General features: G+C 57.6%; 14 protein-coding genes. 5 read left to right on the top strand and 9 right to left on the bottom strand.

All coding sequences use genetic code 11. The features are described 5' to 3' along the window. Positions 1 to 659: 659 nt before the first annotated feature. Positions 660 to 1,247, bottom strand: coding sequence for a TetR/AcrR family transcriptional regulator (locus RTX30_RS15385; protein WP_312691031.1), 588 nt, complete (start codon positions 1,245 to 1,247; stop codon positions 660 to 662). A gap of 109 nt (positions 1,248 to 1,356) precedes the next feature. Between RTX30_RS15385 and RTX30_RS15380 the strand changes: the two genes are divergently transcribed. Continuing rightward, the gene (locus RTX30_RS15380) at positions 1,357 to 2,100 is read left to right on the top strand and encodes an SDR family oxidoreductase (protein WP_312691030.1); all 744 of its coding nucleotides are present in this window, start codon (positions 1,357 to 1,359) and stop codon (positions 2,098 to 2,100) included. A 19-nt stretch (positions 2,101 to 2,119) separates the two neighbouring features. Here RTX30_RS15380 and RTX30_RS15375 read toward each other — a convergent pair whose 3' ends face one another. The 7 genes from RTX30_RS15375 to entC all read right to left on the bottom strand — a co-directional run bounded on the left by RTX30_RS15375 (position 2,120) and on the right by entC (position 9,477). Then, entirely contained in the window at positions 2,120 to 2,317 is a 198-nt protein-coding gene (locus RTX30_RS15375) for a YbdD/YjiX family protein (protein WP_312691029.1), read from the bottom strand. Between the two features lie 50 nt (positions 2,318 to 2,367). Continuing rightward, positions 2,368 to 4,473: a pyruvate/proton symporter CstA gene (gene cstA / locus RTX30_RS15370; protein ID WP_312691028.1), complete on the bottom strand. Its 2,106-nt coding sequence runs from the start codon at positions 4,471 to 4,473 to the stop codon at positions 2,368 to 2,370. A 176-nt stretch (positions 4,474 to 4,649) separates the two neighbouring features. Continuing rightward, positions 4,650 to 5,063, bottom strand: coding sequence for a proofreading thioesterase EntH (gene entH, locus RTX30_RS15365; protein WP_312691027.1), 414 nt, complete (start codon positions 5,061 to 5,063; stop codon positions 4,650 to 4,652). Then, positions 5,064 to 5,819 carry a 2,3-dihydro-2,3-dihydroxybenzoate dehydrogenase EntA gene (gene entA, locus RTX30_RS15360; protein WP_312691026.1) on the bottom strand — a complete coding sequence of 252 codons (756 nt, stop codon included), beginning with the start codon at positions 5,817 to 5,819 and terminating at the stop codon, positions 5,064 to 5,066. Continuing rightward, positions 5,819 to 6,670: an isochorismatase gene (locus RTX30_RS15355; protein ID WP_312691025.1), complete on the bottom strand. Its 852-nt coding sequence runs from the start codon at positions 6,668 to 6,670 to the stop codon at positions 5,819 to 5,821. Before RTX30_RS15355 ends, entA begins: the two co-directional genes overlap by 1 nt. Positions 6,671 to 6,680: 10 nt before the next feature. Further along, the gene (gene entE / locus RTX30_RS15350) at positions 6,681 to 8,291 is read right to left on the bottom strand and encodes a (2,3-dihydroxybenzoyl)adenylate synthase EntE (RefSeq protein WP_312691024.1); all 1,611 of its coding nucleotides are present in this window, start codon (positions 8,289 to 8,291) and stop codon (positions 6,681 to 6,683) included. Positions 8,292 to 8,301: 10 nt separating this feature from the next. Beyond that, positions 8,302 to 9,477 carry an isochorismate synthase EntC gene (gene entC, locus RTX30_RS15345; RefSeq protein WP_312691023.1) on the bottom strand — a complete coding sequence of 392 codons (1,176 nt, stop codon included), beginning with the start codon at positions 9,475 to 9,477 and terminating at the stop codon, positions 8,302 to 8,304. 177 nt (positions 9,478 to 9,654) lie between these two features. On the opposite strand from entC, the gene fepB reads away from it, so the two are divergent. Then, positions 9,655 to 10,623, top strand: coding sequence for a Fe2+-enterobactin ABC transporter substrate-binding protein (gene fepB / locus RTX30_RS15340; RefSeq protein ID WP_312691022.1), 969 nt, complete (start codon positions 9,655 to 9,657; stop codon positions 10,621 to 10,623). Here fepB and entS read toward each other — a convergent pair whose 3' ends face one another. Beyond that, a complete protein-coding gene (gene entS, locus RTX30_RS15335) occupies positions 10,624 to 11,859 on the bottom strand; it encodes an enterobactin transporter EntS (RefSeq protein ID WP_312691021.1) in 1,236 nt (411 codons plus the stop codon). 112 nt (positions 11,860 to 11,971) lie between these two features. Between entS and fepD the strand changes: the two genes are divergently transcribed. From fepD to fepC, 3 genes are read left to right on the top strand one after another with little or no spacing between them, the layout of a single operon-like run. Further along, positions 11,972 to 12,976, top strand: coding sequence for a Fe(3+)-siderophore ABC transporter permease (gene fepD, locus RTX30_RS15330; protein ID WP_312691020.1), 1,005 nt, complete (start codon positions 11,972 to 11,974; stop codon positions 12,974 to 12,976). Then, positions 12,973 to 13,965: an iron-enterobactin ABC transporter permease gene (fepG, locus tag RTX30_RS15325; protein ID WP_312691019.1), complete on the top strand. Its 993-nt coding sequence runs from the start codon at positions 12,973 to 12,975 to the stop codon at positions 13,963 to 13,965. The genes fepD and fepG overlap by 4 nt, the downstream gene beginning before the upstream one ends. Next, positions 13,962 to 14,759: an iron-enterobactin ABC transporter ATP-binding protein gene (gene fepC / locus RTX30_RS15320; protein WP_312691018.1), complete on the top strand. Its 798-nt coding sequence runs from the start codon at positions 13,962 to 13,964 to the stop codon at positions 14,757 to 14,759. The genes fepG and fepC overlap by 4 nt, the downstream gene beginning before the upstream one ends. Positions 14,760 to 14,768 lie beyond the last annotated feature (9 nt).

Here is a 14,768-nt window from a genome sequence, read left to right as displayed (position 1 = left end):
TTATCAGTATTCATCTTCTTATTCCTTTAAAAAGAGACAGCCACGCGCCAGTTAACGCGAAGATCCTCCAGCCTGAGTCAGGCGGAATACGATATGGCTGGCGTACAGCATCCTTGTCTGCCATGAGGAGATGGCGGGGCGATGCACTGCACAAATAATGGAAACAGCGCCAGACAATGCGCGCTTAACACTCACGAAATAGATCAGTAAACAGAGTCGATATATTTGACTTAAGTACAACAAACTCATTACTTATAAATATGGTCTTACGAAAATAATAAAAAAACAAGCTCCCATAAATGGTATAAATCAGCATAAATAAAATTTCACTTAAATCAAAAAATAACTTAATGCTTTGTTTTATGTATTAAAATAATAAAACAAACAGTAAAGAGACGTTTATATTCTGTACTACATAGAGAATTAACTGACCCGGTGTTATAAGCCAGGATGCATTTTAACAAGGCTGCAGAAGGATATATCCGGTATACGATGAGCGAGTAAGGAATAACGAAGAAGAAAGGCGGCTTTTCCAGGGTATATATCAAGCTTGCCGCCTCAAAGGGTATTTCACGTGCCAATAAACAGGCGCGAAGAGCAAAATCTGAACAAAGCGGAATGAAAGCGCCGCGTTTTTCGCTGCCGTCATGATATCTACGTCAGGCAGGCCACAGTGCCATCGCCATTCGGGCGACGCTGAGCAACGTTTCTCTGCTCGCACCATCCCGAGCCTGAATTGACATGCCCTGCTGGATACTGACGTATAAACGGGTCAGTGCCTCAATGTCTGTTTCGGCAGGCAGATCACCCGCCGCCTGCGCCTGCGTCAACCGCGCTTTCAGCAAATTAATGCCGCTACTGCGTAAGTCACGTACGCGTCGGCCAAGCCTGTCGTTGCCTTCGCTGGCCACAGCCGAGAGCGTTACCATACAGCCGTGCGGCATATCGCAACGGGTCAGAGCATCGGCCGAACGTTCCAGCCACTGCGCCACCGCCCGTTTCGTCGAAGGCTCGCTCTCCATCCCCCCCCAAATCAGCGGCGCTACGCACTTTTCGTAATGCTGTAATACCTCTTCGTAGAGATCTTCTTTGCTGCCGAACGCCGCATACAAGCTGGGTGATTTAATGCCCATTGCTGCGTACAAATCGCTCATGGACGTGGCGGTGTACCCCTTTTGCCAGAACACTTTCATCGCGCTGTTCAGCGCATCGGTACGGTCAAATTCCCGTGGTCTTCCCCGGCTCACATCGCCTCCTCGCATTTTGTGCTGATCGGTATATTAATACTATTGACGGCAGAGGGAAAGCACGCTTATTTTAATTATGTGTCGATCAATACATAATTACGGAGCTACCATGTCATATTCACTAGCAGGTAAACGCGCGCTGGTTACGGGTGCCAGTCGTGGTCTGGGGAAAGCCATTGCGCTGACGCTGGCGCAGGCCGGTGCGGATGTCGCCATTACCTGGGAAAAATCAGCAGATAAGGCGCAGGCAGTGGCCGATGGGATCCGCGCGTTGGGACGTAACGGCGTAGCGATCCAGGCCGACAGCGCCAACCCGCAGGCGACTCAGGCGGCGGTTGCGCAGGCTGTGGAAGCATTAGGCGGGCTGGATATTCTGGTCAATAACGCGGGTATCGCCCGTGGCGGGCTGCTGGAAGCGATGTCGCAAGACGATATCGACGCCATGATTAACGTTAATATTCGCGGTGTGGTCTATGCAACGCAGGCGGCCATTCCCCATCTGCCGCACGGGGGGCGCATCATCAATATCGGCAGTTGTCTTTCCGATCGCGTGCCGTTCGGCCAGATTGCCATTTACTCCATGACCAAATCAGCGCTTAACTCACTCACGCGTGGACTGGCGCGTGACCTCGGCCCGCTCGGCATTACCGTGAACATGGTGAAGCCCGGTTCCACAGACAGTGATATGAACCCGGCAGATGGCGAAGGTGCGGAAGCCCAGCGCCAGTTAATTGCGCTGGGTCATTATGGCGAGGCGCAGGATATTGCGGAAGCGGTGGCCTTCCTGGCAAGCCCGGCGGCGAAGCAGATCACCGGGGCGGACATTGTCGTGGATGGCGGCACCAACGCCTGACGGCATCAGACCGGGCGGCTCAACAGCAGCGTGCGCCGCCTTTACCACCGTAACGTGCATCCTGACGCTCGCGGAAAAATGCCTCATACGTCATAGGCGTCTGCTCCGGGTGCGTCACACGCATATGTTCAACGTAATTGTCATAATCCGGTACGCCGATCATCATCTTTGCCGCCTGGCCTAAGTATTTCCCGGCTTTCGACAGGGTATCGAACATGCTTACCTCCTCACTCCGCCCCCTCCCGCCAGGGAGAGGGGGAACGTCATTTAATGAACGCCTTTCGCCTGGCCGACTCTATGTTCTACCGTTTCCGGCATCGGCTCATAAGGCGTCTCTTTCGCCGTCGGCTGATCCACTTTCAGCGCCGCCAGCGCGGTTTTCAGCGAGTAGAGCGCCAGCACGACCACTACCACCATAAAGAAGATGGTCAGACCGGCATCAAGGCGGTTATTGAACACCAGCTGTGCCAGTTGTGACTGCGTGTACTGCGCCGGGATAGTGCCGCTGTCGATCATCGCCTGGAATTTATTGGCAATCGCAAGGAAACCAACTTTATTGTCCGGGCTGAAGGCTTTTTGCCAGCCAGCGGTCAGCGTACAGACCAGCAACCAGGCGGTCGGCAGAAGCGCGACCCACGCATAACGCTGGCGTTTCATCTTAAACAGCACCACCGCGCAGAGCATCAACGCCATGCCCGCCAGCATCTGGTTAGCAATGCCAAACAGCGGCCACAAGGTGTTGATCCCGCCCAGTGGATCGACCACGCCCTGGTGCAGGAAATAGCCCCACGCCAGCACGCACAGCCCCGTTGCCAGCAAGTTTGCAGGTAGCGATTCTGTGCGTTTCAGGTTAGGCGAAATGACCCCAAGTAGATCCTGCAGCATAAAGCGCGCCGCACGCGTCCCGGCATCGACCGCCGTCAGGATAAACAGCGCTTCAAACAGGATCGCAAAGTGATACCAGAACGAGACGCTCATCAACCCGCCAATCGCGCCATGCAGAATATAGGCCATACCAACGGCCAGCGTCGGGGCGCCGCCCGCACGCGAAATGATCGACTGCTCTCCCACTTCGTTGGCGATCTGTTTCAACAGATCCGGCGTAATGGTAAAGCCCCAACTGCTGACCACTTGCGCCGCCGAGGCCACTACATCGGTGGTTCCCGCTGGCGCTAATACCGCCATGGGGCTGTTCATCGCAAAATAGACGCCCGGGTCGATAATGCAGGCCGACACCAGCGCCATGATTGCCACAAAGGACTCCATCAGCATGCCGCCATAGCCAATAAAACAGGCCTGCCCTTCGCTGGCGAGCATCTTCGGCGTGGTGCCGGAGGAGATCAACGCATGGAAGCCAGACACCGCGCCACAGGCAATGGTAATAAACAGGAACGGGAACAAATTACCGGTCCATACCGGCCCGGTACCATCAACAAACTTAGTCAGCGCAGGCATGGTCAGCGTTGGACGCATCAGTAAAATGCCGATTGCCAGGCCAATAATGGTGCCGATTTTCAGGAAGGTGGAGAGATAATCGCGCGGTGCCAGCAGCAACCACACCGGCAGTACAGAGGCAACAAAGCCGTAACCCACCAGCATCCACGTCAGTTGCACGCCGGTGAAGTCAAAGTAAGGTGCCCACGCCGGGCTTGCCGCCACCCAGCCGCCAGAAATAATGGCGAACACCAGCAGCACCAGGCCAATGACCGACACTTCGCCAATGCGACCGGGGCGTAAGTAACGAATATAGATGCCCATAAAAAGGGCCAGCGGAATGGTAAACGCCACGGTGTAGGCTCCCCACGGGCTGTGGGTCAACGCTTTAACGACAATCATCGCCAGTACCGCCAGGATGATCACCATAATCATAAAAGTGGCCACCAGCGCGATGACCCCCACCGTCGCGCCCATCTCCTCTTTCACCAGTTCACCCAGCGACCGCCCGTTGCGGCGGGTAGAGACGAACAGCACCATAAAGTCCTGCACCGCACCGGCCAGCACCACGCCCGCCAGGATCCAGATCATGCCAGGCAAATACCCCATCTGTGCCGCCAGTACCGGCCCAACTAAGGGGCCTGCGCCGGCAATCGCAGCAAAGTGGTGGCCGAACAGCACTTTCTTGTCGGTCGGCACATAATCGAGGCCATCATTGTGCCGTACCGCCGGCGTCATGCGCGTCGGGTCAACCTGCAGCACTGTTTTGGCGATATACAAGCCATAAAAACGGTAAGCGATAAGGTAAATACAGACAGCCGCCACGACGATCCACAAGGCGTTGATCTGTTCACCACGATTGAGTGCGATATAGCCGAGGGCGAACGCTCCGACGAGGGAGAGCAAACCCCAAAGAAGGTATTTCCCTGAGTTGTTCATAGCGGTTATCCGTTGAGAGACAGAGAGATATTACAATTTGTATCTATATCAACTCGTGGGATTTAACAACTTTGAAACAAGCAAAATCTGCCCTGCAACCAGGCATTTACATGATTGTGTTAACGGGATCGCAAGAATCGTCCCCTCCCGCAGCAGAAGAGAACGCACATCTTTCGTTAGCCCAGCACCGCCGTGCTCAACCGACAGGTACAGCAGCGACGCCCTTGCTCATCAAACACCACGATTTCCCAGCTTTGATTCAGTCGGCCAAGATGCAGCGGCTGGCAAACGCCGCGCACTTTCCCCTGTGATACCGGGCGATGATGGGTGGCGCTTAACTCCGTGCCCACCACGCATTCACCGTCACGGGTCATCAGATAGCCCGCCATCGACCCCAGCGTTTCCGCCAGCGCGGCTGAAGCGCCGCCGTGCAACAAACCAAAGGGTTGGTGCGTGCGCGTATCAACTGGCATCTCCGCTTCCAGCAAGTCATCGCCAAGGCGGGTATAGAGAATGCCGAGGTGCGCGACCAGCGTGTCTGTGCTGGTGGCATTCAGTTCTTCGAGGGTTAAATGGCGTTTCCAGATCATTTATGCCCCCAGCGTGGAACCGCCATCCACCACAATATCTTGCAGGGTGATGTGGCTGGCCAAATCGGAAGCAAGGAACAGGATTGTGTTAGCCACTTCCTGTGGACGGGCGATTTTACCCAGCGGAATGCCGAGCTTAAACTGTTCGCCAAAACCGCGAATACGTTGCTGTTCAGCATCATCGCTAACCCACAAGGTGCGTTGCATGTCGGTATCTGTTGAACCGGGCGAAACAATATTGCAGCGCACATGGCTTGCCGCAAGTTCCAGCCCAACAGTCAGCGCCAGGCTTTTAAGCGCCGCTTTGGAGGCGCCATAGGCACTCATGCCAATGCGTGGCGTATGCGCGGCATCCGAGGCGACCGTGACTATCGCCCCGCTCTGCTGACGCCGGAACTGCGACATGGTCAGGCGAAACAGATTAAACGCCCCGCCCACGTTCACCGCAAAGGTCTGCTGCCATGCCTGCGGTGAGAGCGCATCCGTTGCCCCCATATGCAAAATTCCGGCGGCGTTCACCAGCACATCCAGCCGATCAAGCTGCGCCAGCAAACGCGCACAGGCGGCTTCTGTCTGTTCCGCACTGGCAATGTCCACCACCTCGCAGGCGAAGGGGTAATCGCGCCCGGCAAACGCCAAATCAAACCCGGTGACCTGCGCGCCAGCCTCAACGAACGCCAGCGCGGTGGCGTAACCAATGCCTTTTCCCGCGCCGGTTACCCACACGGTTTTACCGGTAAAATCCAGCGCAGGCATTATTTCACCTCGCGAGAGAGCAGCGCCCACCAGGCATCCAGGGTCGGGTTCTTCGCCAGCATCACAAAATCGATGTCGCCATGGACTTTGCGCCAGCGCGCCGCGAGCGCCATCATGCGCACGGAATCGAGTCCGTAGTCGATCAGATTTTCATCATCGAGCGGCTCGTCGGTCTCATCAAGCAGCGGCAGGATCAGCGCCCGCAACGCGGCTTTGCTCCCCGGAACAGGCAGCACATCCTGCGTCATCACAACACGCCCTGCGCGACCGGCAACATATTTCAGCGACATTAAATGCTCGTCACGGCTGAAATCCGCCAGCGCATCGGCAACCATAAACGGTTTGATATCGCGCATGAACGCATCCGTGGCGGTCGTCATACAGCCAATGTGCGAATAAACCCCGGTGATAAGAAGCTGGTTACGTCCGGTTTCTTTTAGCATCTGCTCCAGTGGCGAGCGGTGAAATGCGCTGTAACGCCACTTCACCAGCACGGTATCTGCCTCATCCGGTGCCAGTGCCGCCACAATGCGCTGCTGCTCCGGCGAACGAGTCAGGCCCGGCCCCCACATGTCATTCAGTAAGGCGCGATCTTCATCGCTCTGCTCTTTCGGCTGCGCCGTGTAATAGACCGGAATATGGTGTTGTTTGCAGAACTGACGCAGGGCAGCAATATTCGCCACCACCTGTTGCATCATCGGGCAGTTTTCACCCCAGAACTGAATAAAGTACTCCTGCATATCGTGGATCAGCAGCGCGGCACGCGCTGGCTCAAAGGCCCAGCTGACTTTGTTTTCCGGGATATCGGCCGCCGTTGGCAGTGCGTAGCCCTGTAATTTTGGAATAGCCATTCTCTCTCCTTTACGCCGGGGCGCGCTGCGCCAGCCACTGACGTAACTGTTTTTTATCGACCTTACCCACCGGCGTCAGCGGAAGTGCATCCACGCACTCCACGCGATCCGGCAGTTTGAACTCTGCAACCCCCTGCTCGCGCAGGAACCGACGGATCGCCACCGCGCGTAACGGCGCTTTCACCACCAGGTAAGCGCAGCTCTTTTCGCCAAGCAGGCTGTCTTCCATGCTGACCAGGGCGGCGTGGATCACCGCTTCATGACGCAGCAACAGGTTTTCGATCTCCTCGGCGGCAATCTTCTCGCCCCCGCGGTTGATCTGATCTTTTTCACGCCCTTGCACGGTGATATAGCCTTCGTCATCGATGGCAATCAGATCGCCGGAGCAGTAAAAACCGTTTTCATCAAACGCGCTGGCGTTGTGTTCCGGGCTGTTGAAATAACCACGGAAGGTGTAAGGGCCGCGCGTCATCAGGCGGCCCACCTCACCACGCGGCAGCGGATTGCCGTTTTCATCCGCCACCCAGACTTCATCGTCCGGGCACATCGGGCGTCCCTGAGTCGCAATAATGCGCTCCAGCGGATCGTCCAGTCGGGTGTAGTTCACTAGCCCTTCCGCCATACCGAACACCTGTTGCAACTGGCAGCCGATTTCTGCCGGAATACGCGCAGCAAGGGTGGTCGACAACCGCGCGCCGCCCACCTGCAATAAACGTAACGATGCCAGTTGCGTGTTGCTCCCCCACTCCTGGATCGCCTGTAACCACAGGCTGACAGCAGGTGGCACCAGCGCTGTGACGGTGATGTGATGTTTTTCAATCAGCGGGAAACAGAGTGTGGCGCTCGGATCGGCGGCCAGTACCACGCAGCCTTGCGCAAGGAACACGCCCAGCGCGCCCGGTGAGCTCATCGGGTAGTTATGGGCTGCCGGCAGCGCGCACAGGTAGCGGGTTTGCGCCGTAAAACCACACACTTCGTTACTGCGCGCAATGCTGTAGTAGTAGTCATTATGGGTGCGTGGGATCAGTTTCGGCGTGCCGGTGCTGCCGCCGGAAAGCTGAAAGAACGCCACTTCATCGGCAGGTGTCGGCGTGGCAATAAAATTATCCGCCGGGCGAGCGATCGCCGCATTCAGCGCATGTTCGCCGTTGTCACCCCGCAGCAGCACCACACGTACCGCATTGTGCTGCGCCACAAAATCGGTTGTAAAATCATCGTTCGCGAACAGCGCATGCTCACGATCGGCAATCAGTAAGGCCGGTTTGAGCTGCGTGGCGTACGCATTCAGTTCACTGCGTTGATGGCTGAACAGCGCATTGACGGGCGCAACGCCTATTTTCAGCAGCGCAAAAAAGGTGATATAGAACTCGGCCACATTGCCGAGCTGCACCAGTGCGGTTTCCCCACGCTTCAGGCCCAGAGCCTGCAGGGAGCAGGCCAGATTGTCGGAGAGCTGATGTAACTGGCGATAACTGTACTCGCGCTCGCCGTCAATCACTGCAGTGACTTCGCTGTGCGCATGGCGAGTGAGAATGTCGGTTAACGGCACATCCTGCCAGTAACCTTTTTCACGGTAGCGGCGAGCGAACGCCTCCGGCCAGCGATTAAAGGGAAGGGTCATTATCTGCTCCTTACTGCAAACCAAACGCGTTTAACATGGTGGTCAGTTTGACGCCGGTTTCACGCCACTCCGATAACGGCGAAGAGGCAGGAACAATCCCGGCACCGGCAAACAGCCGGACATTTTTGTCATGAACACGGGCGCAGCGGATGGTCACCACCCACTCGCCGTTACCTTCGGCATCACACCAGCCGACAATCCCGCCAAACAGTTCCCGATCGAAAGGCTCCAGTTCAGCAATCAGTTTTTTCGCTACCTGGTGCGGAAAACCGCTCAGCGCAGGCGTCGGGTGCAGTAAACAAGCCAGCGTCAAGGCGTTTTCGCCCTCCAGCGCCTCGCCTTCTATCGGCGTTGCCAGGTGCCATAGCGTTGGCGTGGTCACTAACTGCGGCGAGTCCGGCAGGGTCAGCGACTGGCTGCGGGGCGTCAGCACCGCTTTCATCGCCTGCGTCACCAGATCGTGCTCGTGTCGATCTTTTTCCGAGGCGAGCAATTTATTCCCCGCTTCACGATCGAGCATGTCATCTGGCTGGCGACGTGCAGAGCCCGCGAGCGGCAGGGAGCTAAAGTGGCGATCTTCTTTACGCAGCAGCAACTCCGGGCTGGCACCCAGCAACGCGCCACCTTCAGGCAGCGGCACATGGAAGTTGAAACTGGCCGGGTTTTGCGCGATCAATCGCTCCAGCAAGACGCCGCTGTCGATATGCGCATCGGTGGTAATGTCGATCAGCCGGGAAAGCACCACTTTATCCACCTCGGGGGTGGCGGTTTTGGCCGCGCCGCGCGCCACCATCTCCATAAAAACATCCTGATCCGGGAGGTAAGTCTGTGCCTTCACGTTCGGCATCTCGCCTGCGTTGAAGTAGCGGGCAGAGCGCTGTTTCGCCGGGCGGGAAAATGCCTGCCAGGTGGTCGGAATAAACAACGCAGAAGGTTGGGTGGTATCAAACGGGATCGCCCCCACCATCACCGGGCTGGCAATACCTTCAGCTTTGGCTTCGGCAAATGCCTGTGCCAGTTTTTTCTGGAAGCGACTGTCCTGGGCATCGCCGCCTGCGGCGGGCTCAGAGAAACGACGAAAACAGCCGGACGTGGTGAAACTACGGTACGGCGACATAAAGAAAAACTGATCCGCGGCCAGCGTCTGCACAGAGAGCTGGATCTCCTCAGCCAGGGACGTATCCATATCATCCTCCAACAACGATAAATGAACTAAGAATGATTATCATTTGTATTATTGCGCAGTAAGATAAAAAGTTATGCACGGCTCTGTCAACAGCAGAATATCTCTCTGAGTGACTGCCCCTTGCATCCGCCCCGCTCAACATTGAAAATGAGAAGCATTAACCTCAACAAAAACAGGATGCGTCTCGTGAAATTTCCCTTTTTGTGCCGTAAGCCCTTAACGTTTTTGGGCATTTTTCTTTTAGGACTATCCTCAGCAATGGCCGCTGACTGGCCCCGCCAGGTAAGCGACAGCCACGGCACACAGCAGATCGCGAGCAAGCCGCTGCGCATTGTTTCCACCAGCGTTACCCTCACTGGCTCGCTGTTGGCGATAGATGCCCCGGTCATTGCCAGCGGTGCAACCACGCCCAATAACCGCTTTGCCGATAATCAGGGCTTCTTGCGCCAGTGGGGCGACGTGGCTAAACAGCGCCATGTTGCACGCCTGTATATCGGTGAACCGAATGCCGAAGCCGTCGCGGCGCAAATGCCCGACCTGATCCTGATTAGCGCGACCGGCGGCGATTCTGCACTGGCCCTCTACGATCAGCTCTCCACCATTGCGCCGACGCTGGTCATCAATTACGACGACAAGAGCTGGCAAGATTTGCTGACCCAGCTTGGCCATATCACCGGCCAGGAAAAACAGGCCGCAGCGCGGATTGCACAATTCAATCACCAACTGGCCGATGTCAAAGCGCGCATTAAATTGCCACCGCAACCGGTAAGCGCGCTGGTTTATACACCAGCAGCGCACGGTGCCAACGTATGGACTGCAGAATCGGCGCAGGGCAAGTTGATGCAACAACTTGGCTTTGCGCTTGCCGGGTTGCCTGCCGGGCTGCAAACCAGCCAGAGTCAGGGCAAACGCCACGATATTGTGCAACTGGGCGGTGAAAACCTGGCGGCCGGGTTGAATGGCCAGTCACTGTTCCTGTTTGCCAGCGACCAGCAGGATGCCGATGCGCTGCTTGCCAACCCTTTACTGGCGCATTTATCCGCCGTACAGAACAAGCGCGTTTACGCCCTGGGCGCAGAAACTTTCCGCCTCGACTACTACAGCGCGACCCGCGTGTTACAGCGCCTCTCTGCGCTGTTTGATTAACTATGCTGCGGGCTGCGTCTGGCGAAAACGGCGCAGCTCGCTGAGCATTACCAAAAGCCCAAGCCCTACCACAGCCAGCACCATCCCGCTGATACTGGCGGAAGCCACTGGCGTCATCATCGATCCCATGGCCCCGAGCAGCGCCGCACCGATCGCGTCGCCAGTGACATTTTGCGCAGTCCACAAGCCATTGATGCGCCCGAGCATCGCCTCCGGGGTCTGGGTTTGTAACAGCGTGTATTGCAGAAGCGAACTCACCGCCGTCAGCCAGCCGCACAGCGCGAGGAATAGCACGCCCAGCGCCCAGTTCGGCATTTGACTGAATAAGCCAATGGCGATAAATGCCCCGACGGTCGTCGTCAGCATAATCACTCCGGGCCGCTCGCTGTGCGCCAGCTTACCGCTGGTCAGCGCGCCGATTGCCGCCCCTAATGGCAGCGCGGCATACAGCAGGCCAATTTCCGCTGCCGACATATGCCAGTTAATGGCCAGCGCCGGATAGAGCACCCTGACCGCACTGGCCATCGTCAACAGGCCGCCAATCAGCGCAATGCCGCCAATCAGTGGGTTACGCAGTAAGAATTGCAGCGCCGTCAGCAGCGATTTCAGCGGGTGCTCGCGCGGTTGCGGCGGCGGAGGCAGTGCGGGTAAGCTCAACAGCGGCAACAAGGTAATAAACGTTCCCACCGCCGCCAGACCGTAGTTCCATACCACGCCGCCAGAGGCCAGCAACAGTCCGCCGCACATGGGTGAAATCACCGATCCCAGCCGCACAGTCAACATTGTAATGGCCCCGGCCTGCATCAGATTTTCGCGGCCCACCAGCGCTGGCGTGGCCGCCAGCAAGGCTGTTACGCCAAGGGCGCCAAAAAAACCATCCCACAGGCCAAGAAGATAAATTGCAGCCAGCGAAGGTTCGGGCAGCAGCGCGTTCAGGCACAGGCCAATAAAACCCACGCCGCACGTAGAGCGTGCCAGTAAAATCAGCTTCTTACGTTCATACCGATCCGCCAGTACGCCGCCCAACATCAGGCCAATAAACATCGCCCCGCCGGTCAGCGTTACCGCCAGACCGACCTGCCAGCTTGAGTGGGTCATGGCCTGGATTTGCACCGGTACTGCCACGCCCAATAATCCCAGCGATAAAATCGAGATGAAACGCGCCAAAAACACCGCGCGGAATGCCGGATGCGTACGCAGCAGGCTGAGGTTGAGTAACCAGGATTGTTGCTTCATTACAACGCCTTAAATACACACTTTTTATGTCCATTCGCAGGCTATGCATGGTAACATATCAAAACAAGATCGATAACGATAATTACTATCATTATCAAGTTTGGGACGTTTTATGTCGTTTTCTTCTTTCCCGGCGCGCCCCTACACCCTCGCCGGGTTATTGATACTGCTTTTTGCCGCCGCTGCACTCAGCCTGTTCGTTGGCGCAAAACCCATGCCCGCCGCCGTGGTGATAGACGCCCTTACCGGCGTTTGCCAGAGCGCGGATTGCACCATTATTCAGGATGCCCGACTGCCGCGAACCCTGGCGGGGTTACTGGCTGGCAGCGCGCTGGGTCTTGCCGGCGCGCTCATGCAAACGCTGACCCGCAACCCGCTGGCCGACCCCGGGCTGCTGGGCGTTAATGCTGGCGCCAGTTTCGCGATTGTGCTCGGCGCAGCACTTCTCGGCGCGACCACCGCCACAGACCAGTTGCTGCTGGCCTTTTGCGGTGCGCTGGCGGCATCGTTACTGGTGGCCTTCACGGGCAGCCAGGGCGGCGGGCAACTCAGCCCGGTGCGCCTGACGCTCGCGGGCGTTGCGCTCGGCGCAGTGCTGGAAGGGCTCTCCAGCGGCATCTCGCTTCTTAATGCCGATGTCTACGATCAGCTGCGTTTCTGGCAGGCAGGATCGCTGGATATTCGCACCCTGCAAACCCTGAAAATCGTGACGTTGCCGGTAGTGCTGGCGGCAGCAACCGCACTGGCACTCTGCCGCTCACTGAACAGCCTGAGCCTCGGCAGCGATACCGCCACTGCGCTGGGCAGTAAAGTCGCGCGCACCCAGCTTCTCGGTCTGCTCACGATTACCGTCCTCTGCGGCAGCGCGACCGCGGTTGTAGGGCCGATTGCGTTTATCGGGCTGATGATGCCGCATATGGCGCGCTGGCTGGTGGGCGGCGATCACCGCTGGTCATTGCCGGTAACGCTGATTGCCACCCCTGCACTTTTGTTGTTCGCAGACATTGTGGGGCGCCTGATTGTGCCCGGTGAGCTGCGCGTTTCCGTGGTCAGCGCATTCATCGGCGCGCCGGTGTTAATTGTGCTGGTGCGCCGTGCACGTGGAGGCAGCTTATGACCTCTCCGTCTCCGCGTCTGTTGTTAAGCTGCCTGCTGTTGCTGGTCGCCGCGCTGCTATTGACCGTCTGGGGGTTGCGCAGCGGCGCTGTCACTCTCGGGTTCTCTCAGGTCATTGACGCGCTCACCGGCGATGCGCCGCGCGCCATGCGGCTGGTGGTGATGGAATGGCGCTTACCGCGTGTGTTGATGGCGTTGCTGGTTGGCGCTGCACTGGGCGTCAGCGGTGCCATTTTTCAGTCACTGCTGCGTAACCCATTAGGGAGCCCGGATGTCATGGGTTTTAACGTGGGTGCCTGGAGCGGCGTGCTGGTGGCGATGGTGCTATTTGGCCAGCATATGACCGCCATTGCTCTTGCCGCCATGATCGGCGGTATTGCCACCTCGCTGATTGTCTGGCTTCTTGCGTGGCGTAACGGTATCGAAACCTTCCGACTGATCATCGTTGGCATTGGCGTACGCGCCATGCTGATGGCATTTAATACCTGGCTGTTGCTGCATGCGTCTCTGGACACAGCCGTCAGCGCCGGGTTGTGGAACGCAGGTTCGCTGAACGGCCTGACCTGGGCAAAAACCCTGCCTTCTGCGCCCATCATGCTGCTGATGTTTGTGTTTGCCGCCCTGCTCGCTCGCCGTATGCGCCTGCTGGAAATGGGCGATGACACTGCTTGTGCACTGGGCGTGAGCGTTGAACGTTCACGGCTGATGCTGATGCTGGTGGCGGTGGCGCTGACGGCAGCCGCGACCGCGCTGGCCGGGCCGATTTCATTTATCGCGCTGGTTGCGCCGCATATTGCCCGGCGCATCAGCGCCACCGCACGCTGGGGGCTGACTCAGTCAGCACTTTGTGGCGCGGTGATCCTGTTGCTGGCAGACAGCATTGCCCAGCAAGCCTTTACGCCGTACCAGTTACCCGTGGGCGTGGTGACCGTCAGCCTTGGCGGCATTTACCTTATCGCCTTGTTAATTCAGGAGTCCCGCAAAAAATGACCGATACAGCAGCCCGTTTGCGCGGCGAAGCGTTAACCCTGGGTTATGGCAAAAAAATTATCGCCGAGCAACTTAGCGTTGCCATTCCCGATGGCCAGTTCACGGCGATTATCGGTCCTAACGGCTGCGGGAAATCAACCCTCCTGCGCACCTTAAGTCGGCTGATGACCCCGGCCCAGGGGCATGTCTGGCTTGATGGCGAACAGATCCAGCGGTTTGCCAGTAAAGAGGTAGCGCGACGTATTGGACTGCTGGCGCAAAACGCCACGACGCCGGGCGACATTACCGTGCAGGAGCTGGTGTCACGCGGGCGCTACCCGCACCAGCCGATGTTTACCCGCTGGCGCAAGGAAGATGAAGCAGCAGTCAGCCGGGCGATGAAAGCCACCGGTGTGGATTCGCTGGCACACCAGAGTGTCGACACGCTCTCCGGCGGGCAGCGTCAGCGCGCATGGATTGCGATGGTACTGGCTCAGGAGACCGCTATTATGCTGCTTGATGAGCCCACCACCTGGCTGGATATCAGTTACCAGATAGACCTGCTGGAACTGTTAAGCGAGCTGAATCGCGAGCAAGGCTATACGCTGGCGGCGGTGCTGCACGACCTGAACCAGGCGTGCCGTTACGCCACCCATCTGATTGCACTGCGAGACGGCAGAATAGTGGCGCAAGGCGCGCCGAAAGAGATTGTTACCGCCGAACTGATCGAGGCTGTGTACGGCTTGCGCTGCATGATCATTGACGATCCGGTGGCGCATACGCCGCTGGTTGTACCGCTGGGCCGCCATTGTTAAAAAGCCCGG

This window comes from Kosakonia sp., assembly GCF_032052965.1.
In the GTDB taxonomy this organism is placed as follows: Bacteria; Pseudomonadota; Gammaproteobacteria; order Enterobacterales; family Enterobacteriaceae; genus Kosakonia.
Note: the sequence above shows the minus strand (reverse complement) of the source record. Positions and strands in the feature narration are given on the sequence as shown.